This is a genomic window from Psychrobacter glacincola (assembly GCF_904846075.1).
Taxonomy (GTDB): Bacteria; Pseudomonadota; Gammaproteobacteria; order Pseudomonadales; family Moraxellaceae; genus Psychrobacter; species Psychrobacter glacincola_C.
Genome location: NZ_CAJGZH010000002.1, coordinates 705,876 through 732,635 on the forward strand (window position 1 = coordinate 705,876; position 26,760 = coordinate 732,635).

The window sequence follows — 26,760 nt, forward strand, 5'->3', positions numbered from 1 at the left end:
GGATAAGTAATGGAAGTACAGGATTGGGGGCGGACTTACACAACATAAAGTTGAGGCTATGTAATAATTGATAAGTGACATAAGAAAGATTATTGCAATGTCTGACCTATGCTGGAAAAACTGTACAACTAAACTTAAGAAGTATCAATCAGTCAAACCATCAACAATTAGCAAAAAATGCAAAACATAACTCATCAAAGCCGAAGACAATTTTGATTTACCCTTCTGCTTAAGTGAACTAATAACTGTTAATGCATAACCGTTGTATGTACCTAAGCTAGTGACCTGACCTTCGAAACTAGGGGCTTTTTTCTAAACTCTTCTATACGTCTAAGCTGAGCAGCTTTATTGACAACAGGGCGATACGTCTTTTTATTCTTCTCGTTGGTGTAGGACTCGGATTCAATACAGTTAATATTTACCCGCCAATGCTTGCTCGGTAGAATCTGGCACATGGTATCTAAGTATTTATAAAAATCCTTTTTTTGTTTAAATGTAAAACGAATCTCACTTTTTGAGGTATTGGTTTTTTCGTAGAATAATTGAAGCATGGGTTTAATTTCATGCCTACTCGCTTTGGACTTATAAAGCGTCTCAAGATTGTCAAAACATTGATATGCAAGCGCTTGCTCTTCATGATAATGCAGCGGTGTTGGCGCGATTAAAATATGATCGGAGCGCTGTTTACGTCTTTTAGAGATGAGCTTATGATTAAGCGTTCCATCGTCTTTTTTTATCAAGCTCAATGCGCGCTCATAAATCATCAATGCATCATCATACCTAAAGTTCAAGCTACTAGCTTCCCCTAGCGTTTGCCCATCTTCTATGTCGCATAACAGCTTTTCTATCATTTCACGGCTATAGCTACCAAATACGGCTGAAGACTGTTTTTTGATAGTGTTGCTATTATGGCTAGTTGGATAAGGCGCTTTTACCTTGTGAGTAAAGGCTAATTTTTCACAATCAACCTTACGATTCACGTATTGTCTAATGTTAATGAGATTGACAGCGTCATCTCTACTATCTAAGGCATCTTTATTGTGCTGCTTTAGGTCCATACGACTAGTACCAATCAACTTATTCACAACATCCAAAGGCAGGGTCAATTTAGCCTGCTGCAATTGATGACTTGCGATAATATCAGCGGTATGAATATATGAGCTAAAAGTCGTGATGAGGTTGGCATGACCTGCAAACTCCATTAGCGCATCCCAGTGATTTGTCGAAACGCTGCGCACTTTGCCTAAAAAATGAGTTTTAATATCATGGATTTTTATCTCATCGTAATCCATGAACTGCATGACAAATATTGGGTGACACTTGATTATAAGCGCCATATTCGATATCGCATTATGACGAAAGCTATGTAGGGTAAGATCGTGATAAGCCGTATTTTCTAACATGCATTTTAGTGGCTGCTCAATACTATAACGAGACAATGGGGTGGACTGATAATCTAAAGTAAATAAATAGCGAGAAGACTGACCCTGTTTTAGATGAAAGAACCTTTTAAAATCTTCTAGCTCTTCTGGCAAAAGCAATACTGATAAATAAATTCGCCGCGTACCGTCATCTGATTTCAAATCACGATGAGCGTTAGACCGAACAATGAGGTTATACTCCATAAAACCTTGATTATCGTATTCGATATCTTTAACCTGCAACCCTAATATTTCACTGATACGCATGCCGGTACGGTATAGCAGTATTGTCACGATGCTAAGAGCTTGTTTATAGTATTCACTCAGCGTCTCTTGCTCAGCGATACAATCAAGAATAGTATGATAAACTTTCTGAGGAACTAGGTAGCTCGATACTATTTGCGCATCACCGCCTCCTCTGATATCAATTTCAGGCGCTTTGTTATGTTTCTTTAAAGAATCATGCAGTGAGCAAATAACTGTTTTTGTATACCCTAATTTATTTGGGTTTTTCTCTGCAATAATTTCGTTATATACATAGTGATAATCATGTTTTGACCATTGCAAAAAATCAGCAGTACGTGTCCCTGCGATAAAGCCATTGCCGATCTCAGACAAATACCGCTTTAAGGTGTTAATTTTATTACCATTGATACATAAGTCCAGCATCCATCTAACCAATCGTTGTTGATTGGGATATAGGTTTTGGGTTAGTAGACTTACTAGCTGTGGTTGAACCTGTTTTTTATCGTTATTAAGTATCGTGCGTATCTCTTTAACTGCATCAGACCTAAATCGTTCGACTTTGACAGCATCAAGTATGTTATCACCATTGTTACTAGTACTAGGCCCAATCATTAATTTGCTAACATGCTCATCAGACAGAACCACCTTGGGTGTTTTAATGCTCTGAAAATACCTAAGTAGTTGCGATGTTGATATTGATGTTTGCTTTTGCTGACCTGTTAGTACTTGAACCAGTTGAATGTCCAAATACACGTCTGGTAGAGTTTGCCAGTAGATTGAAATATGCTGCAAATAGTTAGATTTATGGATTGATTTAACTGTGAAGCTCTCTCCAACAAATTCACCTAGCCTTTGAATAATTTGACGGTATTTAGGAAAATCGCTTTGCGCTTGACGCTGGCGTTGTAGCTTGAGCAGCCACAAACGGCTAATATCATCTATAATTATCAGGCGCGTTTGATATACCTCATCTCTCCCCCTCTATAGGAGTAACTTCGTTGCCATAGTCAGGTGATAATAGCCTGAGTGGCATGATAAGCATGTCGTCAAATAACTGATATATCGTTTTACTATCTTTGAGATACTCGTATATTGCCTTGAGCATCTTTTCATCGTTATAACCTGCAAAACTAACTAGTGAAAATAAAAACCAACTTACACAATCAAGTACGCTAAAGGTATTTTTTTTCTGCCATACATTAAACGCTTGTGTGACAATATTTTGGGCTTTAGACAAGTATAAAAACTCATCAAAATCATTGATATTTTTAGGGCGCTGTGGACGTACAGCTATGATTGGCTTTGGCAGTAACGGCAGATATCTTTTTTGACGTACTTCATTAACTTTATCAAAAAAACGCATGCGCTCGAATAACGCAAATGGTAGTAGATGCGCTGACACAGCTTGCTCGATCTCTCTATAGAGCAATTCGTATAAATTATAAATTTGCCCATCCGTTATCGCATCTGAGTACTGGTTTTCCTCAATAAAAGCATCCCACGCGTTTTGACACAGCTCTTTAGTATGCTGTAATGCCTGCTTGCGCTGATCCTGCGATTTTGCTGACCGTCTTAGATGACCGTATAGAGTATGTTGTTGTGTCTTTGTCATAAAATAACCTGCTGTAGCTTAAGTCTCACTGCCAGCTGGTGATAAGTATTTTTAGCGGCTAATATGTGCCCTATAGACAGTGCTGAGTTTCTTCTCCACGCTTCTTGCCCTATCATTTCATGACCAAAGATCGCTAAGATGACTGCTTCATCTAACCCATATTCATGTAAAAATCTTTGCCCAACGTGTCGTGTCCAATCTATTTTAAAGCGAAATTTCTCACCCAATTCTTGACTAACAATGGCTGGCCGCAAGGGGTGAAAGGTCCCTTTTTTATCTATAAAATTTAATAGGGGGCGCTCAGACGCCAGAATTTTATTAACTTCAATACTGAAATTAGGATCTAAGCGTCCATAACGCTTAGCGAAGCTTCCTAGGTAACGTAAGAAGTTTTGAATGCCTTCTGTTAAAAATGAGCAAATAGGTACCCTTCGCTGACTATTACCCGTTACCCTTTCCTCTTTATCAGAAATCCAAGCGATACCTGTTTGCAGGTTTATTTGGTTTAAATAACCCGGTGCGCCTTCTACGGCTCTAATAGACGTTAGTAAAAGGGACACATGCCAAAGCCATAAATTATAAAAATTGAATTTTTCTCTATAATTTGTGGTGGTTACTACCTTTTGATACAGATAGTTAATGAATAAACTGACTATCGGATAGTCAGGGCTGTTTTGACTGCCAATAGCATCATCACTAAGGGCTACCTTGGATAAATATTCAATGACGCTGGATTTATTTTTGTGGCAGCGGTCTGTTAGAATTTGAATCGCATCGTAATAGACTTCTTTTACCTCATTAATATCATGCGAGCTATACCAAATATCAGCCCTTTTTCTACTATTACGTGAGGTAATGATAGTGGCTAGTTGAGTGCTACTGACTTCATAAATGAGAATGGTATACAGCGACTTTTCAATTCTACCTAAACTAATAAGTGGTAGCGCTAAAGTTGCTCGTAGATCAGCAATGACCTCATTAATCAATGCTGAATCCGGATAACCTTTATAGGTTAAAAAGACGCCCAATGCTCAGGTATTGGTAGTTTAAACTGCGTTAATCGGTTAGCAATAACTGACTCTATTCCTGTCGTTCTAATGCGTAACGGCGTGATATCTAAATTAATGATAAATTCGTACTTTGCTTTACGAGCACTAATATCAATGATTTCTTTATGATTATTATTAATATCATTAGCCAATCTAGCGACTGAATGACCCGTGTATAAAGAAAGCAGCAAATAAGCTATAGCTCGTTTTTTGTCCCTATCAGCTTCACTGTCATTATAGTCATCGAACCACTGCCACAATTTAAATGCTATATTTTTAATAGCAGTTAACGGTAACTGACGGATATTGCTACTCACAAACCTCTCATTTTTATTTACATGCGCAAATTTCGCTCGCGTTCTTCGATAAATCTGATTACTTGAGAACTTCTCGGTCTCTTTTAAAGTTTTTTGCTCGATATAATTGAAATCAGGAATTGGATCATCTAATCGCTCACGATTAATATCATTACCACTCTCTGTTTTCTCAAAACTTGTGACTAATACTAGCTCATCTGTATCATCATCTACATCCGTTTGCGTCACATACTCAATTTTTGGCTCATCAATTTTGCTCTGTTTAGTCTGTTTTCTACCTAAGGAAGTGCGCGTTATGCTATCCCTGTTGTTGAATGCGAAGTCAATAGTTCGATAAATTTTGATAAATGACTTGAGAGTAGGAGTATTATTGCTTTCTAGTTCGACTCGATAACTTTCAAACCTTTCATAAGTAGCCTGTAACGTATCAGCTTGTAGTGTTAAATAACAATGCTTCCAAATACCGTAATTGCCACTTGCTGGATTCATCCATTTTCTAGCTTCAGCCGTAGTCTCACCAATACGTCTAGGCAAGTCATTTTGAGCAAAATAGATTAGTAAATGGCTCAATTTAGCAACCCACAACCATTCTTTACTTGGGCTACTAGCATTAAGTTCTGGTAGATGATAAGTACTAGCAATAAATGCTCGAGTCAAATTTGGGCTTAGTCAACTTACCTTTGTATGAGTCGTATATTTTTTTAAACATTCTGAAGTCAAAAACTCTAATTGTTCAACCTCAATGGTGATATCCATAAATTCATTTGAGACTAAATTGGCGACAGTTAAAAAGAAATTACTAAGATCATCGGTATAAACATCGTCAGTGGCTGGTATTAACTTTTCCACATTACTTACTATCAGCATAGCGCACCTCATCAATTAACTCAGAGAATGAGGGTATTTCACTAGCACACTGATTACGCATGCGCCTCACTTGATAATCATAATGATGACGCTCTAGAGTTTTTTTATCTAACATGTACTGAATAGTCAGCGCCCTCCCTAGTAAAGTACGTTGTATTGAGACGGGCATATTATTTTTTATAGCTTCGAAAATTCTAGGATTGATAGGGTTCAACTTTCTCAACTCTTCTATCAAGTAGGACCAAGCGCGCCGCTCAACTTCTGCTTTAGAAATATCTACCCTTCTAATAGATATTTCAGTGCCATCCATCAGCAAAGACACTTCTCTAAAACCCTCAAAAAAACAATACTGCTCATCGATTTCGACGACTTCAAATAATAGTGTTCTATCTGAAGAGAACTCATTAACTTCAGCATCAATCCATTCGCAAAATATCTGATACGGTTTAATAGCGCATTCATGCACTATTAAATCTCCATTGCGGTAAGAGTTTTAACGCTTCTTCTTATTGCCTTCTTAGTGCGCTTCGCCATAATCAATAACCTATATGTCAGAGGCATATACCAAAAAATCAATTAACTTCGATAGGGCAGGCATGCTAAAATATATTTTGGTTGGTATCATATTACCATAATATACTAGTGTCCATAAATATATTTAATCTATTGTAATACCTGTTATTCATAAATATTTATACACATAAAAAAACCTGAAACCCTTTAAAATAATAGGTTTCAGGTTTATGAACATCAATGTTACTTTGGTTGGCGTCCTTGCCAAGGTTGGGGTCGAGAGTTCGAATCTCTTTTCCCGCTCCAAATATGGCTTAAAAAAGCACTAAAATCTTCACTTCTTAAATAAGAAGTGAAGATTTTTTTTGTCTAGTTTTCCAGAATTACAGTCATACTTAGGGCCTGTCCTCAATTCAATCGATAATTATCTAAATGGGTTAAAAATGAGGACATGCCCTGGTATTTGTAAGCTTATATCACATCTACATAATTAAGAGTAATAAGCGTTCTGTTGAAATATATAACACTAAAATCAACCAGACTAAGGTGCTTGATTTTTTAGGCATGAAAAAGCCAAGACAAGCTTGGCTATTCTCATATATCATAAAGTCACTTGGTTAGCATAAGTTTATCTTGATAATTTTTACTACATAAATTACCGCTCTAACGATCAAACCCAACCCTCTTCCAAAAGCTGTTCAGTATTACTTATTTTGAATTCATGATATAGATTAAAAAATACCGCAGGGTCTTCAATGTTATCAAGCAACTCGCGTTTATTAAGCGCCACAAACATCGCCAGCGCATAAGCCGCACAATGGATCGTTTTTTTAGGATTAAATTCAAGATCTGTAAAGGCTTGATATTGCATAACTTCTTCATGCAGGTGCGGATTTTGCTTTAGAGCATTGACATAGAGCCAGTCATAAAATGTCGTCAATGGCTCTACGCTCCACTCCATGCCAAAATAATTATAGCCAATCAGTTCCCCGAGGTCATTAATCGCTCGTCCTTTCTGGCTTGTCTTGGCGGCGCACTTAGCAAGTCAGTATAGGGACCACCATCCTCAAAAACCATACTGCTTTGAAAGGCATTTTCGACACTATACTGCTGCCCATCTTGTTCATTCGTTAGCTTTAAGCTCAATGGACTCAGCGGAAAACTCAATTTGTTGCCAGATTTACTCGATAACTCTAAGACGTGATTAAACCCATATTTTTTGCGAATGACTTGATGCATATCATTGATGGATTTTTTCTTCTGGCGACTAGCAAACCCCACATGCCGCTCAAACCTAACCATGTCTGTTTTTACCAGATTGTCACTGTTGGTTCTCGGCATAAATACGGGTCTGTGTTCTACAATATCTTGTCTTTGATCCACAGAATTCTGTGTTTGTTGCATAGCAATGTGCCTTATATCAATAGTCTTTTATAGCTAGTCTTATATAAATATTCTTTTACAACGGCTCTTATAAAAATTGACGTTAAAACGTGTTGTTTTGACATCAATTTTACGGATAGCTACCTACTCAGCCGCATCTAATAACTTGTTAAGCGCCTCTACCATGGCATCATCTATGATACTGTCTTCCACATAGCTTATTACTTCGTCTATGGTGGTCAAATCCATTTCCCGAATACCCAAACTCGCTAGCTGCTCATTGATCGAGTCTAAACTGTCATTATCTTCAGTGTCGTCTAATAGATTTTCTTCGAAGCGTCCTCTAACGAACCAATACATTTTTTCTAGCACGGTTTCTTTTTTGGTTAAAGTAGAATAACCGTCACCATAAATAAACAAGTTGAAATGATAAGGTATCTCTACCTCATTAATGAAAAAAGTACGCTTACATTCTAGTGTATAGGCTTGAATGTCTTTGTCTTCAACGGATAGGTCTTCAGTGGCATGGTCATCATTATTGTTTTCATCACTGTCTTCATCATATTCAATCGCCTCCTCTATCAATCCACCTAGTATTTGATAGTCGCCCACTTTGATTTTATGGTTGTAAATGATAGAGGCGTCTGCGATTGCGTCGAAAATAATGGCACTGACATCTAACGTATGATCGTCAATATCATAGAAACTTTTTAGCGCGGGTAGAAACTCAGTCAGCTTTTCTTCAGGTACTGGAATAAGAAACTGCTGCTCATATATTTTAATCATATCTTCAGGCGCATAGGTATTGGCAGTGTTGGTCTCGTTTCTACCAGTTGGTTGCAAAGGTGCAAAATTATACGGGTTATAAAGATTAGTATCGGTCATTGGGGACGGCCTTTTTATTTGGGTATGCTGTGTTAAATGTTAACGCTACCAATTGATGAGTGATGTATCACATCCTACTCACACTACGGCAGATCATATTCGATGCTACCAACCACCTCATGACGCTGTCCAATGATAAGTTGATAACCGTTAATCACGCCATTATACGGCAAGTGACCGTTATATTCTGCATAATGCGCAGCCAGACATTGTTGAATCACCAACTCACGCTTTGCAACATTCATTTTGGCAATATTTCGCGGTAAATACGCAACAGCTTTACTGCTAGCCACGCCGCGCGACATCCAGTTAGCGCCCTCACTCCATGTAAAGTCGATGACAGCTCGCAAGTGATATTGCGGTAGCGGATAAGGATAATGCGCCAAGTCATATTGGATTTGCGCAATATCCTCTGCAAAGGTGTCATACTTTATATCGAGCACGGATAATAGTGCTTTTAAGAATTCATGAGCAGTAAAGTAGCTATCAATATCTGTCGCATTAAGTCCTAGTATGTCGCTAGACAATACATGACGCAGACGATTACAGGCAGATATGATGTGTTTTGGCGGATAACCCATGGCTTGGACAATATCTTGCGAACGTCGTTCACATTTCTCTATTTGGCTAACCGCCTCTTTTGCCAAAGGATGCCGCGGCGTATAACGATGAGTATATTTGAAAGGCGTGAGATTTTGGCTATTGATATTAGACATCAGTGACTCCTGAACTCCGACAACAATAAATAAAATAAGCCCAAATAGGCAAGTCAAATCAGGCATGGGTAGCCTTGTCGGAGTACAGGCTCATGCGCTTTACCAGAGTGGTTTTATATCGTGCTGGAAGTTGCAATGTTTGCTAAGTGATTATTGAAAAACTTGGCAAACCGTTAAACCCACGATAGTTTTTAGTTCTTTATAATAGTAATTAATAATGCCTTACTTCAAGGCTGATGGTATTTAATCTTCACCATGATATGTCGCGTCATCCATCCAGACAATGGGGTCTTCGCACAGATGAACCAAGTGATACCAAATATCTTCGCTACGGGCGATACGGTGATGACCACGTTCAAAATACTCTACTTCCCAGCTCTCAGGTAAGTTGACCAACGTGCGTCTGGCGACGGCCACATCTAAGCATTCATCATCAACCTCAACCATGACTCTTACCATCTCAGTATTCGAGGTCGGAAATGACAGTTTCATATTAGCCACGTCTGGTATACGGTCTGCTAAAACCTCACTGGGATAAATGCAAGGCGCAATTAATAGCGCACGCAAATTGTATTTGTGGGCGAAATGATTGGCGAACCAGCCACCAAGTGAGTGCCCTGCCAAGACGACTCGAGGATACTCGCGCATTTTTTCTAAAATTAACGCCTCATAAATATCGAAAATCTCGTTGAAATTATCTCGATAATTGACGGTTTGGCAGGTTTTGGGCTCACGGCTAATACAAGTATATTTAGTGGTTTCATTGCTTGAATCAAGACCGTGAAAGAATAGTAAAAATGTGTCATTATTTTCAATGGGAAACATCATGGCTTTTTCTTTTTCCTTTTCCTTTTCCTTTTATCATTGTGTCTTTTATTTATTAGCATTACTTTTATAATTCAACCATAGACCATAAATGCGCTCAGCGACATCCATAGGAATCCTCGTATATCCAGCACCAAATGACACGTCATAGACCCTAGTCATCATCGCGAGAACCTCATCGGCGCTATCAGCACCCTCCTTAATCAGCATGTTAGCAATCTGCTCCGCCTCACTGCTGTACTCATCCCAAGTATCATTGTAATAACATCCCACAATACCAAAGTCATAACGATAGATGATATCGGTGATAGACCTCATTAAGCTTGCACTCGCGTGGTCATAATGTTCCGCCCATTGCTGGTATAACTGCTGACGTATGGGCAATACGCAAGGTAAAATAGGACGATCTTTAGGATCATTTCGTTTGTCTGCACTCACAACGTGTGAGGGCTTAGTACCCTCCTCCCAGAGCAATGGATAGGATGTCGAAAACATGCCTTTTTCGCACACATTCAAACGCCATATTCCCCACATCTCCTTGCTAGCACGACTCATGGTATAGACAATAATCTGATTGAGATAATCACTATCATAGATGATATGTTGACGATCAATTCTCACGCCTTGCTTGGGCAATACATCAGTATAAGTGAGGGATATGTCACGTTCACTTGGTTCGGCAGCAACCACTACCTCAGGACAATCTGAATCTCTCTTCATCAGCTCATAAGGAGCAACAAAGCTCAATGTCTCATCACTATTATTCACAAAATAGATATCATCTTCATAGTTATCGATAGACTCGTTATGCAGATAAAACAATGGTATCTTTGGTTTAGTTTGTACCTTATTTTGAATGGATTTAGGCAGTTTTGATCCACTTGACCAATTTAAATTATCGATACGTTTTTGCTCAAAAGTGTTAGTTGTGTTCGTCATAGTATGGTCCTCATTTTTTAATTTATTTTGAATATCAGTAGCTTGTAGTATTTTTAATTTTGGGTGATTCTCAGAGCAAATTTAAGTCAGCCGAGCGTGTCCGCCGCTTTTAGAGCAATGTTGAAAAGTAAAATGAGTGTTTCACTGATGATTTTAGAAGTTATTTAAACTTATTTTTAACAATATGAAATCTGTGCCATCATCAATATGACAGCCATAATTTATGAGTAGCTTGGGTTTAGTTGATTAGAAAAATAATGATTAATGCCAGTCAGAGTGTTGATAGTTAACAGCAATAGCGAAGTTATAGGGTGAAGCGTTGCGCCTCGAGGGTTAACTCTATGTTGCTGTTTTCCTGACTGAATAACGTCCTAACTCAGTAACTATAATATAAAAATCGAGAAAAATAAAGCGTCTAATTAAAGCGGGCGACAACTGCTGTCGCTCAGCGGTATCGAATACTTAAGTTAAACACATAATTTGGTTTGAAGCAGAGTATAGCTTGACCATTAAAGCGTTTGTATTAAAAACCGTTCAAATTTATAACCTACTCAAACTTATGGCCTATTAAAATCTATCGGCAAATTATAAATTTTATAGATAGTACACCCGAAATAATGTATGACCCTTTAAAACTCGCTGTTATTGACCGCTTAATATCACTTATTTAGCGCAATCGCAGCCGACTTCAACCAAGCAGCCGCTTTACCTAGAGGCCGATGCTTGTGCCATACAATTTCTAAAGCCACTGGCCAATCATGATCGTTAAAATCCAATATTGGCTCGACTAAAAAACCATTATCCAATGCACTGGCTACCACATGTTCAGGCACGAATGCCCAGCCTAAATTGCGCTGTACCAGCTCAACAATGACCCACTGGCTCTCGACCCACCAGACATCAGATGCTATTCGCAACCGTGCTTTTTCTTCGCTATGGTTACGTGTTGCCACCATCAATTGCCGATAGCGTTTCAACTCCTCCCACCCCACTGGCTGATGAGCTAGCTCATGGTTCGGCGCGCACACCATTTTCATCGACACCCAACCAAGCCCATGAAAATTCAGCGCTGAAGGTAGTATCTCTTGACGCCACATAATACCCAAATCGGCGCGATCTTCTAGCACCAAGCGGCTGACATCTTCCATCAGCGGAAACAATAGTTCCAGCTCCACACTAGGAAATCGGCGCGAAAACTCTTCCATCAAACCGCCCAACGTTGCTTCGGGATACAGCTCATCAACCGCCAGTACCAATCGACTCTCTACTCCTTCGCCCAGACTTTTGGCCACCCCGCGAAAATGCTCACAACGCTCTAATATCACTCGCGCCTCTACCAGTAAGCGCTCTCCAGCTGGCGTCAGGACTGGATAGCGTCCACTGCGGACAAATAAGCTGTTGTCCAAATCAATTTCTAAATTTGATACCGCCGTGCTAATAGCAGACTGCGCCTTGCCTAGATAACGGGCGGCGGCTGAGAAAGAACCGGTCTCTACCGTGGTGACAAAGGCTTGCAGTTGCTCTAATGAAAGGCTCATCTATCTAAAAATCCTATAGGTTCTAACTTGGTTATAATAGTTTAACAGATACAATAGGCGCGAAAATAACTGATTCAACTAGGAAGCTTCATGCGCACCGTGAAAGATCGTATTCGTCATACCTTGGGTTTTGAGATAATAGGTTTAATTATATTTGTACCGTTGGCAAGCTGGTTATTTGGCTTTGATATTCAGTCGATAGGTCTTATCGCCGTGGCTGCTTCGATTATCGCGACGTTATGGAACTATTTTTATAACCTGTTATTTGACCACAGCATGCTGAAGCTACGCGGCAATGTACATAAGACGGTTCCACTACGGATGTTGCACGCGTTTTTATTTGAAGGTGGTCTACTGTTATTATTCCTACCAATAATTGCGTGGCACTTAGGCATCAGCCTCTGGCAAGCCTTTATCATGGATATTACGATGGCTACTTTTACTTGGTACATGCTTTTGTTTATAACTGGATTTATGACAATGTGTTTCCTATTCCAGCAAACCATCTGCTATCTCAACGTAATGATGTGATCGCCTAATAGCAATAGGCTGTGCTAAAGATTTATAGTCAATCCTATATAAATCAGATACGGTGTCAGGCTCGCTTAGTCTACTATTTGTAGTACTTTCGCTTGCCTTCCTTGTATCCAAATTATATTGAACCGACTATATCAACATAAAAACAACTTGGTATTTGAATGGTTACTGGCGCTTGTATCGCTATCATTGCTTTGTAATAATGCCTGCATCTGCTAGTGTCTCATGTCAGTTATTGGGGCAGCAAGCACAATAATTTTGAGATAAATATTTCTATACAATAATTGAAGCAATAAAGGACTTTATATGAAAAATATGACCAAGATAATGATGGTAAGCGTTTTAGCAGTAGGTACATTGGCAGCAGGTTGTCAAACCACCTCTACTCCAAGTGCACCAGTTACCCAGCCTATCACCTCTAATGGCTTGCAAGCCTATAACTGGCAACTTGTTGATGCCAAAACTAGCAGCGGTCAAACCATCGCCCCATTATTTTTTGATTCAACCAAACCATTGACCCTCAATTTTATGACGGAAAATGGGAACAATATCGTTAGCTTTATGAATACTTGCAATAATATGGCTGCTCAATACAGCGTGGTAAATGGTGAGGTAAAAATAGGCCCAGTCAGAAGTACGAGAATGGCCTGCCCTGCACCACAAGCCAACTTTGATGCCGCCACACTAGCAACAGTAAACGGTAAATATAGCATGAGCAAAAATGCCAAAAATATGCCTGTATTGACCATTACCAATGCGAACCAAGTGGCAAATTTTAAAGCAGTTGCTAAATAATTACTGCCGAATAGATGGCTAAATAAGCCACTCACAAAAAAACGCCTCACCATTGATAAGTGAGGCGTTTTTTTGTCTATATTTATCTTCTGGATGCTGACTTTATATTTAATATAAAGTCCATGGACTGAGCAGGTATTAAGGCTTTTTGGGAAGATAATCCACTATAACTATTGAATTAATAGGTATGAGATAAAAAGTTAAGAAATGCTACTTAAACCTATCTGCCAACCCTATGACAAGCTCACGAGCAGGTGCATTATCTAATGCCTCAGGCAAATAAACGTACGTCATGACGCAGTCATTCAGATCCGTCAGCATATGCAAGACTAAGCCCAAACCGATGATTCTATAAGGCTTAGGTAGCATTAACGTACCCACATATACGGCCATCGCATAATAACTATGCAGCGGGTGAAAGTTAATACTACAGCGATTAGGCGAGAAGTTAGGCGTTGCTAATAGATGGTCCAAATCAACCAACATAGTGGCTAACAATATTAGATAAACCTTTTTATAGTCATCGCGAAAAAATACATAGGCGATGATAAAAGGCAGACCAAAATGGAAAAAATAGTGAATAAGCGTTTGAAGCATTGACCTTTTTCCTATCTCATTGTGTCCGTTCCTTTGTTGAATTTATGCTATTTCAAAAACAGCGCATTGGATTCCACCGTGTTTGAACAAACTTCATGCGCTAATGCAATAAATGCGTTGGTCGCTCCACTCTGATACGCGCCTTTTCGTTGTAATAATACCGCCGTACGCTGGAGTAAAGACGGCGCTAAGGTAATCGCCACCAGCTCATCATAGTTATGGGCGATGTTGGAGGGCAATAAGGTGGTCAATTGGGTGTGGCGAACAATTTCTATGACGGCGCTGAGCGAGTTTGCCTCCATCAATACGTTTGGCGCAATGTCATGCTGGCGACAATAATGCTCAATCTGTTCGCGCGTGGCAAATTCACGACTCAGTAATACCAGCGACTGCGCGTGTAATGTTGGCAAATCAATCGCCGTTTGCTTAGCAAGGGTATTATGTTTACTAACCACCAATGCAAGCGTCTCTATCAGCAAAGTTTGTGTGTCGATATCGGCAGACTGTACATCTTCAAAAGCAATACCCACATCAAACTCATCATCAAGTATTTGCTTTTCCATCTGCTCCTGTGACATCTCCTGCACGCTCAGCGTGATACTCGGATAACGAGTATGAAACGCTTTGATTAAAGGTCCAAGCAAATACGTCGTAAAGGTAGGCGTAATCGCAATCCGCAGCGCACCGCGACTGAGATCTTGCACATCATGAATGGCGCGCCGTCCTTCCTCCAAATCCTGCAAAGCTCTATGAGCATAGCGCGCATAGACGTCACCAGCATCGGTCAATGTGACACGGCGACCAGAGCGATCAAATAACGTCGCGCCTAGACCTTCCTCCAACTGCTTAATTTGCTGTGATAACGCTGGCTGTGAGACGTACAAAGACGCTGCTGCTTGGGTAAAGCTTTGATGCTCTGCCACTGCCAAAAAATACTTAATATGCCGAAGAATCATGGGTTATCTCTTGTGTATTAGGAGTCTGTCAAATTTTCATTATAAGTATTTATTATCCATATCATAAGATACCAGTATTTTACCTTATAACAGTAGCGGCGTATCATTCCTTTTATCGACTCCACAGAGACCAACGCGATGAAAGATATTATTGAAGGTTTTCTAAAATTTCATAGTGACGCCTATCCCAAGCGCGCCGATTTATTCAAAAACTTAGCGACCAAACAAAACCCACGCACGCTGTTTATTTCTTGTTCAGATAGCCGCTTGGTGCCTGAGCTTGTTACTCAACACGAACCCGGCGGTCTGTTTGTGATTCGCAATGCTGGCAATATTGTGCCTTCTTATGGTTCAGAACCTGGCGGGGTATCAGCGTCAGTTGAGTATGCCGTTACCGCTTTGAAAGTCACGGATGTGGTGATTTGCGGACACTCTGACTGCGGCGCGATGACCGCCATTGCTAACTGCACCTGCATGGATCATATGCCAGCGGTGGGCAGCTGGCTTCGTTACGCTGACTCAGCACGGGTGGTTAATGAAGCCCGTGACCACGCCAGTGATAGCGAGCGAGTCGCCTCTATGGTTCGTGAAAATGTCATCGCTCAAATCGAAAACATCAAAACCCATCCTTCGATACGTCTGGCGCTAAGAGAAAATCGTTTGGCACTACATGGTTGGGTTTACGATATCGAATCCGGTGATATTGATGCCTTAGACGGCGCGACCAATGAATTTGTCTCATTGGCAACGCACACTGAGGTTCGTGCTTATCCGCTATCACCACTTGCAGTCGCCGTTTAGTGTTACATAACTGTCATTATCAATGACTATGCATAATCAGAAAATCAATTGGCCCAATAACCACCACCAACCTCAAAAGGTATTATTATGATTCAGTCTCAAGTAAGCAACACCGCACGTCAAACATTAACTGACACCATCATTGCTGCCAAAACGGCAAAGAATCTGTCATTTGAGCAAATCGCTTCAGGAACAGGCTTGAGTGATGTCTTTGTCACTGCCGCTTTGCTAGGTCAGCATCCGCTACCTGCTGATGCCGCCCAAAAAGTTGGTGAAACTTTAGGACTTGATGAGGACGCCATCGCGTTACTACAATGCATTCCATCACGAGGCAGCGTTGGTAGTGAGATTCCTACTGACCCGACAATCTACCGTTTTTATGAGATGATGCAGGTATATGGCACCACGCTAAAAGCCTTGGTTCATGAGCAATTTGGTGATGGTATCATCAGTGCCATTAATTTCAAAATGGATATCAAAAAAGTGGCTGACCCTGAAGGTGGTGACCGCGCAGTGATTACTCTAGATGGTAAGTTCCTACCGTTCAAACCTTTTTAAATGACGCTTTAAATAGCAGTTTTATCAGCGGTTTGTAAAAGTAGCACTTATTGAAAAAGTCGGCGTTCGGCATATAGTGACGTCGGCTTTTTTGGCGACTCAGGCGGTGATTTTTTGGTACTGCCTTTCTTAATACGGATTTTATATTATTCATGAGTACCGATCATATCTCTTCCACGGCGCGTTCGTCGATACTGACCTTGTTATTTCCTATGCTGGTGATTGCTGGGTTGGCGATGACGCTGCGCCCAACGATTACCTCTACTGGTCCGTTGCTAACAGAAATTCGCCTAAGCACAGCTATTGGTTTGCAAGCCGCCTCTTTATTGGTGGTGCTGCCGATGCTGTGTATGGGTATATTTCCGCTACTGTTGCCTTGGATTGGGCGACGATTTAGTGAAAGCGCGTGGATCACAGGCGGTCTGTTTGCAATTGCCTTAGCGGGTTTATGGCGCTTGTGGTTAGATACTGGAGGGACGCTGATAGCCAGTGCCTTAGTAGGCGGCACGGGTATCGCCATCGTGCAGGCAATGGCACCTGGTGTGGTCAAGCGTTGGTATCCTGCACGCGTACCACTTGCTATGGGCGTTTACTCTGCTGCACTGATGACTGGTGGCGGGGTTGCCGCTATCTTGAGTCCCGTGGTCGCTCAACATTACGGCAGTTGGCAATCCGGTTTGGGTATCTGGCTGGTAGTGCCAGTTTTTGCCCTCGTGCTGTGGTGGCGGCGACCCTCTGAGCAGATGGAAAATCGAGACGATGGGGTAAAAATCAACTTTTTTGGCAATCGCCGTGCTTGGCTGCTGGCAAGTTATTTTGGTCTAGCAAACGCTGGATATGCTTGTATGATTGCATGGTTGCCAAGCTATGCGCAGACTTTGGGCTGGAGCGCGCAAAGTAGTGGCGAGCTGATCGGTATCATGACGATTTTTCAGGTCATTGGTGCGCTGGTTATTCCAATGTTATCCGCCCATCGTCTCGACCGCCGACCTTGGTTGTTTTTTGCCGTAGGGATACAAATTGCTGGATTTATAGGTTTGATTACCATGCCGACAGCTTTGCTCATCTTGTGGATTGCTTTGATTGGCTGTGGTCTTGGTGCCTGCTTTTCATTGACACTGACCGTCGCGTTAGATCATTTGTCCAAACCCAAACTCGCTGGGGCACTAGCAGCATTTGTCCAAGGCATTGGCTTTATTATTACCGCCATCGCGCCTTATATCGCAGGTGTGCTACGCGAGTCGACTGGCAATTTTCAAGCGGTTTGGTGGATGCTATTGATCAGCCTTATCGGTATGCTGTTTGTCACCATCAAGTTTGCCCCAGCAAGTTATCATCAGGCAATTAACTTGCCTAAGCTTTGATTCAGGCGTATTGAGTCACGTCATGCGATATTCAAAACAACCTCAAGGATTAACTATGAAAGGACTGATTATGAAAAAACTCGTTATCTATGCCGCGCTTGCAACTTCACTGTTGTCCATCTCCGCGTGTGCCAACACTTCGCACTCACAGTATCAAGCGCAAGCGATTAAACCAAATGTAATAACCCAAGGAGCAGAGATGGCAACCATTCCATTATTGACTGGCGAGATGGCACAAAACATCGTGAATGCCGCCGCATTAGAGGCCAAAAACAACAATTTGATGGTATCTGTGACCGTCGTTGACGCCTCTGGACAAACCTTAGCAGTGCTCAGAGATCACCGCGCAGGCGTGCATACCGTGCGTGCCAGTTATAAAAAAGCCTATACCGCAAACTCACAAAAAAGAGAAACAGCGGTCATCGCCAAAGGCATCAAAGACGGCAAGATTCCTGAAGACCTACGCTATCTGGATGAAAACATCCTTATCTTAGACGGCGGCGTGCCCATTTATATCGATGGTATCGTAGTTGGTGGTATCGGGGTGGGCGGCGCACATGGTAGCGAAGATGTACACATCGCCAAAGCGGGTCTAAAAGCATTAGAGCAGCAGTAGCGCGGGCTAAAATTTTAAGACAAATATTCCACATATTAGGCTGTTCAAAAATCGATAAGCCTGTCTGTCCTTATGTTTATTGTTACTTCTATCAAAGAAGAAGGAGAGAAATCATTAGATGGTTTCTCTCCTTCTGAAATGTGCCATTAAAGTACCCCATGTCTTAATCTAGCCATTTTTAGCCCATATAGCTGCCTCAATTAAATTGAGGACATACTCTAGATCAATGCCGCTAGATCCGTGAGCTGCTCAAGCACGATATCTGGTGAATATTTCTCCAGTTGCACATGGGTTTGAGCACCAGTCAGCACCCCAACACATAGACCACAATGGGCATTTTTGCCTTCTTCGATATCGATGCCGCTATCCCCTGCTTTCAATACCTGTTGCGAATGCTCAATCCCAAACTTGCCCATAGCAAGGGTAATCATATCTGGCGCAGGACGACCATTATGCACATCATCCGCTGTAATCAAAGCATCAATATCACGATCCACTGACCATCCTAAAATGGTTAATATTTTATTGGCAGTCTGAATATCGTAGCCCGTATTTAGCACGACTTTTCTACCTGACTGCTTTAACTGAGTGAAAAAATCTAGCATGCCATCGAAGGTTGCTACCGTGTCCTTGGTATAGGCTAATGCCAATGCTGATTTAAACGTATTAAAGGCAGCATCCGTCCATTTTTCACTATCAGCGGTCGCGGTATTGTCATTTTTGCATACTTCATTGAGTATATCGCTAATGGCTTGTCGCTTTTCTTTGCCAGCCCCAAACTCTAAACACACCTCTAGATTAACCTGAATGTCTGTTCGACCAACCTGTTGTAAGGTGTGATTGATCGCATCACATACGGTCTTATAAACCAAATTGTTTTCATTGACGGTCGTGCCTGCCATATCAAAGACACACAGTTTGATCGCGTCGAATGGCGCTTTGATACGATGAATATCTGTATTCATTATTTTGACTCCAATACTAAATTAATTAACTCTTCACCAAAGGCAAATCCCGTTGATGCGCCTGTGCCACTTGTGATGGTACCGATGGCAACGCCTGCTTCTGGTGATGCTTTAAACACGACATTGTCGGCACTTGGATAGACCCCTAACCAGTGCTGGGTGATGTCTACCTCACCGATGTCCATGACTTTTTTGAACTCGTTGATGATTAAGTTATCTTGATAAGTGTCTCTAAAGGGCAGCTCTTTATCACAGTAATCATGACTGTCACCAATGATAAGTGAGCCATCCGCTGATTGAACAACGATTAAATGTACGCCAGCCTTGCGCTCAGCAGCTTGAGTGTCATCAAGTAAGCTGATAAGCGCACGGGCTTCTGGTAGCTGAGCAAACCCATCATAACGAGCAAAACTCAGATCTGACATGACAGCAGCATTTAGTTTGAACGCTTGCCTTGGCATCACGCGCATCATATTGAGGGTACAGAGTTTGGCATCAGACTGCGCTAAAGTACTGGGATATAAGCCATGTAAATCCGCCCCAGGACAGATCACACAATGCGCCGTCTGTAGCGCCCCTCGACTGGTATGAACAGTGGGCAAATCAACCTCCTGAACCGTGGTTTTGTTATAAAAATCCACGCCATGCACCTGTGCTAACCAGTCCGCCAATTTGCCAATCGCGGTATTTGACTCGACTCTCAGCTCATGCGGGCTATATAAAACGCCCAAACCTGTTTTAAGATAAGGCGTCTGCTCCTGTATTTCTGATTGGCTCAATAAGCGACAGGACTCGCCCATTTCAGTCTTCAAAAACGCATCGGCAACGCTCATCGCTTCAGGGCGCTGAACCAGCATGTGCAGACCGGTATGCTCAACCTTGATACCGGCTTTTGGCGCGATGTCCGCCCAGATATTGCGTGAGTGCATGGCACGTTGCCAATGCTCACCGCTACGCTGACCACTAACCGTCACAAAGCCAAAGTTACGAATCGAGGCATCTTTGTTCTGTGCTTCTCGTTCTACCAGTGCCACTTTCAGCCCTTTTTTTACGGCAGCATAAGCGCTGGCAAGACCAACGATACCGCCCCCAACGACGACCACATCATACTGTTTATCTGATAATTTACTTGTCCCTGTCATAGCTTTTTTCTTCTTTATGATTGATTACAAATGATACTCAATTTATGTTTTAGCGGCTCAATCCTTGTTTTAAGGATTTCACTAGCCAATGAAATAGTGCAATTGAACAATAACTACTCATCACGGTTTTTATGGATTCATTTACGATTCAGTTTGTCCATGGAAAAACGCTCTGTGCTTGTCTAGCAGCTCAGCCGTCAGTGGCTCGCCGTACGTTTTACTGTTTTTGATTTGATTGTCAGGAGCGACTGTTTCACCGTCATAAATCACATTTGGGTATATCGTCAATAATTTTGGGCGCGCATTTTTAACAATGATTTCAGCCATTTTTATCGCATTTGGATTGGTGTTCTCGCCTTTATCAATAACGGCTACCGATTCCGTTAGCGTATAATTTCCTTCACTTGGGTCAACATAATCAATGGGCAAGCCTTGTGCTTTGTTTGCGATTGCTTGATGACGCAAGCCAAAACCAATCGGTACCTCACCTGCCATCACTTTTTTGATCGGACCTGAGCCTGATAATTCCAAATTTGGACCCGCATTGGTGCGGATATCGTTCATAATTTTCTGCCCTTCAGCGCCCATTCCATAAGTAGCGGTGACGTCTTGAATAAAGAGCCAACCTGTCGATGAGCCATTAGGATCCACCATCGCAATTTTATTTTTGTAGATCGGGTTTGCCAAATCCTTGGCACTGGTTGGTCTGGGCAGATTTTGTGCCGCCATCTCTTTTGTGTTTAAAATAATAGCGCCCGTAAAGCCCAGTATTGGTGCATAGTAATTGGGGACCGCCACTTGCGGGTCAACGTCAAAGGTCAATTCTTTAAACATAGGATGCTTGGCTTGGGCGCTTTCTAAGTAGAACGAGCTCATCGTCACCATATCAGCCTCTGTATTATCGCCTTCTGCCAGCAAACGCCCACCCAACTCCCCTGTCCCAAAAGACTGAAAGACATACTGACCTTCATAGCCTGCTTCGTCTAAAACCTCTTGGATGACCTCGACCGCTTCTTCGTCGGCATTGCTATAAATGACCACTTCTTCGATATTGCTAGAAGCATCTCCTTCCGACTCAGGTGAACTACAACCTGCTAAGACGATTCCACACGCGAAACTTGCCACTAACGTTTTAAATAAAAACATTATTTGTCCTATTATTTGTTGATGTTTTAATAATGAAAAAGGTGTTGCTTAAAATATAAAACGAAAATAAGTCTTATCAATGCGCTTGACCGATGAGTAAGACTAAGAAGACGTTGGTACCACCATTGACTTAGGTTTTTTCTTGGTTTTTATTGCCGTTGTACCAGAGAGCCTTTTGCTATAAATATGACGGACAATAGCAAACAACATCAGTGCGCCAATATTGGTCAGCAATATCATCAGCGACAAGATAAAAATCTCATCGAAGCGCGCAAAGTGCTGTAGCTCAACTATCTTGGTGGTGAGTACCATGGTTTTGGCACCTGAAATAAAGATAACCGCGCTAATCGTCACCATGGCGCTGATAAAATAGAACGAAGCGATTTCAATCAGCGTAAAAAATGAATTGGGCACGACGATGCGGCGTAACGATGTAAACCATGAGTCACCCAACAGACCAGCCGTCGTCTCCCAGCCCAAATTCATTTTAGACAGTGCGTTTTTACTCATCAAATAAGGCGTGGCAAAGTAATGAATGATGTTGCTAATCACGATGATAAAAATAGTATTGGCGACCGCCGACCCCGAAAACACCATCAAATAGGCAATACCTACGACCATTCCAGGCACCGTATTGGTCACTAATGCCGAGCTTTCAATACTGAATTTACCCAGTTTAAAAAGGCTTGAGCGCTCGTATAACAGGGCTGAAAAATACGTAATCAAAGTGCCAAACACCGCTGTTAATACCGCCACAAGTAATGAGTTTTTATAGACCCGCATCAGATTGGCAGACTCTAAAGCCTCGCTGACAATCTCGGTGGTGAAGACCATCTGATAAGGCCATGATTTAATCCATGGGATGATGAATATCACGGCAAATACCAGTAACAGTGAGGCTAAAATCACACTCGATAACACCGCCAAAACACGGTCTTTGATTTTTGAGGTGGGCAGATCAATCATTTCAACTGAGTCATAGCGCACATTGAAGCGTGCCACGTACCATAGTATGGCGATGCTTAGGATGGATGGCCCCAGCATAAATAGCGCAACCACTGCCCCTTTTTCGAATGACGGTGACGCGCCTAAGATTTGGGTATAAAGCTCAGTGGCGATGACCCTATATTGCCCCCCAATCGACGCTGGAATACCAAAGTCTGTAAAGGCTAAAAAGAAACATTGAATCATCGCTGCTGCAAAGGTGCCGATTAGAGGGCGCACCACAGTCATATCAAACTGGCGGTAAGGAGAGTCTCCCATCAACTCTGATACAACGACGAACTTTTTGTCCAAATACTGGAAAGTATTGTTCAATAATAAAAAAGCAATGGGCAAGGTATAAATGGTATAACCAAGCCACATGCCATAAAAGCCGTATATGTCCTCAAACAGCTGAAAGCCAAGAATCTGAGTAAGCAAACCTTGTTTGCCAAAGGTATAAATAATGGCAAAGCCGTAGGTTACGGTTGGCAACAACATAGGAAATAATGCCGCCAGCTTAATAAATTGTTTAAAACCTTTGGGCAAATTGGTCCAATGCACGGTATAAGCCAAAATAAAGCCCAAAAACGTCGCGCTAAGCGCACTCATCGTCGCCACAAAAAAGCTGTTTTGCATGGTCTGCAAAAAGCCATCACTGCTCAAAATACTGGTGTAGTTTTCTAACCCTAATGCATCACTGACATTCAAAGACAGTGCCAGCAGTTTGACTAATGGCACAAACATAAACATGACGAATAAAACAGCAACGAATAGCCAAATTGCTTTTACGAGGGGTGAATTGCTCAATTTCATAAATATCCAAGACGATCAAATGGTCAAATACGTTCATTCACGGCATTTTTATTTTTAATCAATATTAATTGATGGGGGCATCTTTTCGTTTTTGCTGATGACTGTCTTTAATAACATTAAGATCGTCGGTATTGTCGATAGTATCAATACCATCGATATCGTCATAACGATGAGTCACCACACTGTCATCCTGACCATAATGTTGGCGCTGGGTATATTTGCTTAAAGGGTCGATGTTTGCGCCATCATCCGCGAATAAACTTAAGATATTGCGACGCTTAATATTGAGCTGATTGAGAATGAAGTTTTTGACAAAATCATTGGCTGGGTTGCGAATGATTTCCGTTGGTGTCGCGAACTGTGCCACTTTGCCGTCTGAGAGCAGTAAAATACGATCAGATAACGTCATGGCTTCTTCTGGATCATGAGTGACTATTAAAGTCGTCAACTGATAGCGAACGGAAATCTCACGGATACGTGCTTTGATGGTTTCTTTGATGACACCATCTAGCGCAGATAAAGGCTCATCTAATAGCAGGATTTTAGGCTTCATCACCAAAGTGCGTGCGAGTGCCACGCGTTGCTTTTGACCGCCTGACAACTGGTTGATGCGTTTATTTAGGTGGGCTTTGATATCGAGTAAGTCGACCAGTTCATCGACTTCTGCTTGCGTACTAATATGGGGATTATTGCGTAAACCGTATTCGATGTTTTGTTTGACATTTAGATTGGGAAACAGTGCATAGTCTTGAAAGACAATATTGAAGCCTCTTTTTTCATCGGCACTCGTGTAATGTCTTCGCCGTTATAAGCAAGACGACCGCCATTGATACCTGTCAAACCTAAGATAATATGCAATAAAGTCGTTTTACCACAGCCAGAAGGCCCTAAGATTGAGACAATTTCGCCCTTATTAATTTTGAGGGAAATATCTTCAAAGATAACTTTATTCTCATACTTTTTCGTCACGCCTCTAAGCTCTAACATATCAACCAACCTGATCATTTATTATTTGTATTGCCTAGGTCAGCAGTGTAGCCAGTAGTTGTGACATTTTGGTTAAAGAGCCATGACAATACGATGACATCAAACAACGTTAGGGCGTGTCCTCAATTCAATCAATTACTCTCTAAATGGGCTAAACATGGCTAAATTTTGTTAAACATCGTCAAATAGCTTATCAATATCTCGATATTAACGGCGCTATCTTCCTTGTTTGACGGCAATTTATCTCATTTTTATCACCATTTTTAAAATGAGGACACGCCCTAGATAAAGTATCGAAAACAATCCCATGAGCATTTTCCAAAATAGAAGACCTCATTTAATACCATTAAATGAGGCCTTCTAAAAACAGAAAGCCTGCCAATAGATGACAGACAAAATGCGTTAAACGTAGATGTTATTGATGAGAGTCTGTTGAGTAGTCGTTACGCTTCATGAGCCAATTTTCTCAGCTTGTGACGCAGTATTTTTCCGACAGTTGATTTGGGTAACTCGTCTATGAATTCGATATGACGCGGGCATTTATAGGCGGCCAAATTTGCTTGGCACAGCGCTCTAATATCATCCTCATTTAAGCTATCATCAGATTTTACAACATAGGCTTTGACCGACTGACCCTGCAACTTATCATCGATACCCACCACTGAACATTCGGCAACCTTAGGGTGCTCCTCAATGATGTTTTCTACTTCGTTAGGATAAACGTTGAAACCACTGACGATAATCATGTCTTTTTTACGGTCATATATCTTAATAGCACCCTGCTCGTTCATAGATGCAATATCACCTGTCTTTAAGTAACCATCAGCAGTAAAAAACGTCGTATTGTCAATATTATGATAATGAGTAATGACATTGTCACCTTTGATGCACATCTCACCAACTTCATTTATAGCAAGAATATTTTCATCATCATCACGGATACTGATATCGACACTAGGCAGAGGTAACCCCACGTTGCCACTATATTCAGTGCCATTAAATGGATTGGCGGTACCCACGCCTAGCGTCTCAGACATACCCCAGCCTTCGAGGATAGGCAGACCTGTGACTTCACGCCAGCGCTTAGCAGTTTCAGGGGTCGCTGCCATACCACCAACTACAGTTAATTTGCATGCAGAAAAATCCAGCTCCTTAAATTTTGGGTTCATCAGCAGGGCTTGGAACAAAGTATTAACACCAGGCAATAGATGAAAAGGACGCTTGCGCAATATCTTGATAAACCCTTCAATATCACGTGGATTGGTAACCAGTGTGAGATGCTGACCCACACTCAACCCAACTATTGAGCAGATAAACGCATAAATATGATACAGCGGTAAAGCGACAATGGTATTTATTTGAGTACTATCAGACATGGCGTCATAGACTGGCTTGAACCATTCGACAAACTGGTAAGTGGCGGTCACAACATTTTGATTGGTAATCAAAATACCTTTGGCAACACCTGTCGTACCGCCAGTATATTGCAGCATTAATAAGTCGTCCGCGTGAATGGTAGGACGAGAATAGCTTAATTTTTTGGCGAATTTTAAAACGGCTTTATAGCGAGTCACGGTATAATGAGAATTGGATTTCAGCTGATAACGGGGAATGGCTTTTTTGACATATTTGGCAGCGATATTAACAAACGCACCTTTCACTACTCCTAACATATCGCCAATCTTGCTGATGACCACGGTTTTGACAGGCGTGTCTTTGATGATTTTCTCTAACGTTTTGCAAAATGGTTCTAATATAAATAATACAGCAGTATCTGAATCAGCCAATTGATGTCTCAATTCACGAGGACTATACAGCGGATTGATGAGCGTTGTGACCATACCAGCGCGAATTATCCCTATGACAATAGGCAGGTACTGGTTGACATTGGGCATCATGATGCCTATGACCGAACCCTTTGCTAGACCCAGACTTTGAATCCAAGCCGCAATAGCCAATGACATGCTATCCACTTGCCCATAAGTATAAGTAACACCCATGTTGGTGATAAATTCCTGGCTGGCATATTCTGTTAATTTGTCATCAAACAGGTCAATCAATGTATTATGTGGCGGCGTTATCTGTGCATTTATCCCTTTAGGATAATGCTGCGTCCAAAACTGATCCATAACTTACCTTCCTTGGTAATCAACTTATGAAAAACTCAATGGCTTTGAAGCATTTCTCA

At 41.5% G+C, this 26,760-nt stretch carries 23 protein-coding genes and 2 pseudogenes; 6 read left to right on the forward strand and 19 right to left on the reverse strand.

Annotated elements, in window-relative coordinates:
• Positions 1-272 precede the first annotated feature (272 nt).
• The 11 genes and pseudogenes from JMW85_RS09095 to JMW85_RS09145 all read right to left on the reverse strand — a co-directional run bounded on the left by JMW85_RS09095 (position 273) and on the right by JMW85_RS09145 (position 12,311).
• Positions 273-2,591, reverse strand: coding sequence for a site-specific integrase (locus JMW85_RS09095; RefSeq protein ID WP_201581528.1), 2,319 nt, complete (start codon positions 2,589-2,591; stop codon positions 273-275).
• Between the two features lie 43 nt (positions 2,592-2,634).
• Positions 2,635-3,279, reverse strand: a complete 645-nt coding sequence (locus JMW85_RS09100; protein ID WP_201581529.1) for a hypothetical protein — start codon at positions 3,277-3,279, stop codon at positions 2,635-2,637.
• Complete coding sequence (locus tag JMW85_RS09105) at positions 3,276-4,265, reverse strand: hypothetical protein (protein ID WP_201581530.1); 990 nt, start codon at positions 4,263-4,265, stop codon at positions 3,276-3,278. Before JMW85_RS09105 ends, JMW85_RS09100 begins: the two co-directional genes overlap by 4 nt.
• Positions 4,266-4,291: 26 nt before the next feature.
• The gene (locus JMW85_RS09110; RefSeq protein WP_201581531.1) at positions 4,292-5,302 is read right to left on the reverse strand and encodes a hypothetical protein; all 1,011 of its coding nucleotides are present in this window, start codon (positions 5,300-5,302) and stop codon (positions 4,292-4,294) included.
• Positions 5,303-5,495: 193 nt separating this feature from the next.
• On the reverse strand, positions 5,496-5,978 hold the full coding sequence (locus tag JMW85_RS09115; protein ID WP_201581532.1) for a hypothetical protein: 483 nt from the start codon (positions 5,976-5,978) through the stop codon (positions 5,496-5,498).
• Between the two features lie 717 nt (positions 5,979-6,695).
• Positions 6,696-7,429 (reverse strand): annotated as a pseudogene (locus JMW85_RS09120) (DarT1-associated NADAR antitoxin family protein).
• 123 nt (positions 7,430-7,552) lie between these two features.
• A complete protein-coding gene (locus JMW85_RS09125; RefSeq protein WP_201581533.1) occupies positions 7,553-8,293 on the reverse strand; it encodes a hypothetical protein in 741 nt (246 codons plus the stop codon).
• 83 nt (positions 8,294-8,376) lie between these two features.
• Positions 8,377-9,009 carry a hypothetical protein gene (locus tag JMW85_RS09130; protein WP_201540324.1) on the reverse strand — a complete coding sequence of 211 codons (633 nt, stop codon included), beginning with the start codon at positions 9,007-9,009 and terminating at the stop codon, positions 8,377-8,379.
• A gap of 243 nt (positions 9,010-9,252) precedes the next feature.
• Positions 9,253-9,837, reverse strand: a complete 585-nt coding sequence (locus JMW85_RS09135; RefSeq protein ID WP_201581534.1) for an alpha/beta hydrolase — start codon at positions 9,835-9,837, stop codon at positions 9,253-9,255.
• A gap of 45 nt (positions 9,838-9,882) precedes the next feature.
• Positions 9,883-10,773 carry a hypothetical protein gene (locus JMW85_RS09140; RefSeq protein WP_201581535.1) on the reverse strand — a complete coding sequence of 297 codons (891 nt, stop codon included), beginning with the start codon at positions 10,771-10,773 and terminating at the stop codon, positions 9,883-9,885.
• A gap of 659 nt (positions 10,774-11,432) precedes the next feature.
• Positions 11,433-12,311 carry a LysR family transcriptional regulator gene (locus JMW85_RS09145; RefSeq protein ID WP_201581536.1) on the reverse strand — a complete coding sequence of 293 codons (879 nt, stop codon included), beginning with the start codon at positions 12,309-12,311 and terminating at the stop codon, positions 11,433-11,435.
• 90 nt (positions 12,312-12,401) lie between these two features.
• On the opposite strand from JMW85_RS09145, the gene JMW85_RS09150 reads away from it, so the two are divergent.
• Complete coding sequence (locus tag JMW85_RS09150; RefSeq protein ID WP_201581537.1) at positions 12,402-12,842, forward strand: PACE efflux transporter; 441 nt, start codon at positions 12,402-12,404, stop codon at positions 12,840-12,842.
• 312 nt (positions 12,843-13,154) lie between these two features.
• Positions 13,155-13,643: an META domain-containing protein gene (locus JMW85_RS09155; protein ID WP_201581538.1), complete on the forward strand. Its 489-nt coding sequence runs from the start codon at positions 13,155-13,157 to the stop codon at positions 13,641-13,643.
• Positions 13,644-13,853: 210 nt separating this feature from the next.
• On the opposite strand, the gene JMW85_RS09160 is transcribed toward JMW85_RS09155, so the two are convergent.
• Positions 13,854-14,240, reverse strand: coding sequence for a DUF6122 family protein (locus tag JMW85_RS09160; protein WP_201581539.1), 387 nt, complete (start codon positions 14,238-14,240; stop codon positions 13,854-13,856).
• Positions 14,241-14,287: 47 nt separating this feature from the next.
• Positions 14,288-15,196 (reverse strand): transcriptional regulator CynR, encoded by a 909-nt coding sequence (gene cynR / locus JMW85_RS09165; protein WP_201581540.1) that lies wholly within the window; start codon positions 15,194-15,196, stop codon positions 14,288-14,290.
• 138 nt (positions 15,197-15,334) lie between these two features.
• On the opposite strand from cynR, the gene JMW85_RS09170 reads away from it, so the two are divergent.
• The 4 genes from JMW85_RS09170 to JMW85_RS09185 all read left to right on the forward strand — a co-directional run bounded on the left by JMW85_RS09170 (position 15,335) and on the right by JMW85_RS09185 (position 18,535).
• Entirely contained in the window at positions 15,335-15,997 is a 663-nt protein-coding gene (locus tag JMW85_RS09170) for a carbonic anhydrase (protein WP_201581541.1), read from the forward strand.
• Positions 15,998-16,084: 87 nt separating this feature from the next.
• Positions 16,085-16,555 carry a cyanase gene (gene cynS, locus JMW85_RS09175; RefSeq protein WP_201581542.1) on the forward strand — a complete coding sequence of 157 codons (471 nt, stop codon included), beginning with the start codon at positions 16,085-16,087 and terminating at the stop codon, positions 16,553-16,555.
• 152 nt (positions 16,556-16,707) lie between these two features.
• A complete protein-coding gene (locus JMW85_RS09180; protein ID WP_201581543.1) occupies positions 16,708-17,919 on the forward strand; it encodes a CynX/NimT family MFS transporter in 1,212 nt (403 codons plus the stop codon).
• A gap of 55 nt (positions 17,920-17,974) precedes the next feature.
• Positions 17,975-18,535, forward strand: a complete 561-nt coding sequence (locus tag JMW85_RS09185; protein WP_265090740.1) for a GlcG/HbpS family heme-binding protein — start codon at positions 17,975-17,977, stop codon at positions 18,533-18,535.
• 218 nt (positions 18,536-18,753) lie between these two features.
• On the opposite strand, the gene JMW85_RS09190 is transcribed toward JMW85_RS09185, so the two are convergent.
• The 6 genes and pseudogenes from JMW85_RS09190 to JMW85_RS09215 form a co-directional block, all read right to left on the reverse strand.
• Positions 18,754-19,500: an HAD family hydrolase gene (locus JMW85_RS09190; protein WP_201581544.1), complete on the reverse strand. Its 747-nt coding sequence runs from the start codon at positions 19,498-19,500 to the stop codon at positions 18,754-18,756.
• A complete protein-coding gene (locus tag JMW85_RS09195) occupies positions 19,500-20,642 on the reverse strand; it encodes a TIGR03364 family FAD-dependent oxidoreductase (RefSeq protein ID WP_201581545.1) in 1,143 nt (380 codons plus the stop codon). The genes JMW85_RS09190 and JMW85_RS09195 overlap by 1 nt, the downstream gene beginning before the upstream one ends.
• A gap of 141 nt (positions 20,643-20,783) precedes the next feature.
• Complete coding sequence (locus JMW85_RS09200; protein WP_201581546.1) at positions 20,784-21,788, reverse strand: ABC transporter substrate-binding protein; 1,005 nt, start codon at positions 21,786-21,788, stop codon at positions 20,784-20,786.
• Positions 21,789-21,890: 102 nt separating this feature from the next.
• Positions 21,891-23,585, reverse strand: coding sequence for an iron ABC transporter permease (locus JMW85_RS09205; protein WP_201581547.1), 1,695 nt, complete (start codon positions 23,583-23,585; stop codon positions 21,891-21,893).
• A gap of 64 nt (positions 23,586-23,649) precedes the next feature.
• A pseudogene (locus JMW85_RS14450) lies at positions 23,650-24,590 on the reverse strand (ABC transporter ATP-binding protein).
• A gap of 425 nt (positions 24,591-25,015) precedes the next feature.
• Complete coding sequence (locus tag JMW85_RS09215; RefSeq protein ID WP_201581548.1) at positions 25,016-26,701, reverse strand: AMP-binding protein; 1,686 nt, start codon at positions 26,699-26,701, stop codon at positions 25,016-25,018.
• Positions 26,702-26,760: the final 59 nt, after the last annotated feature.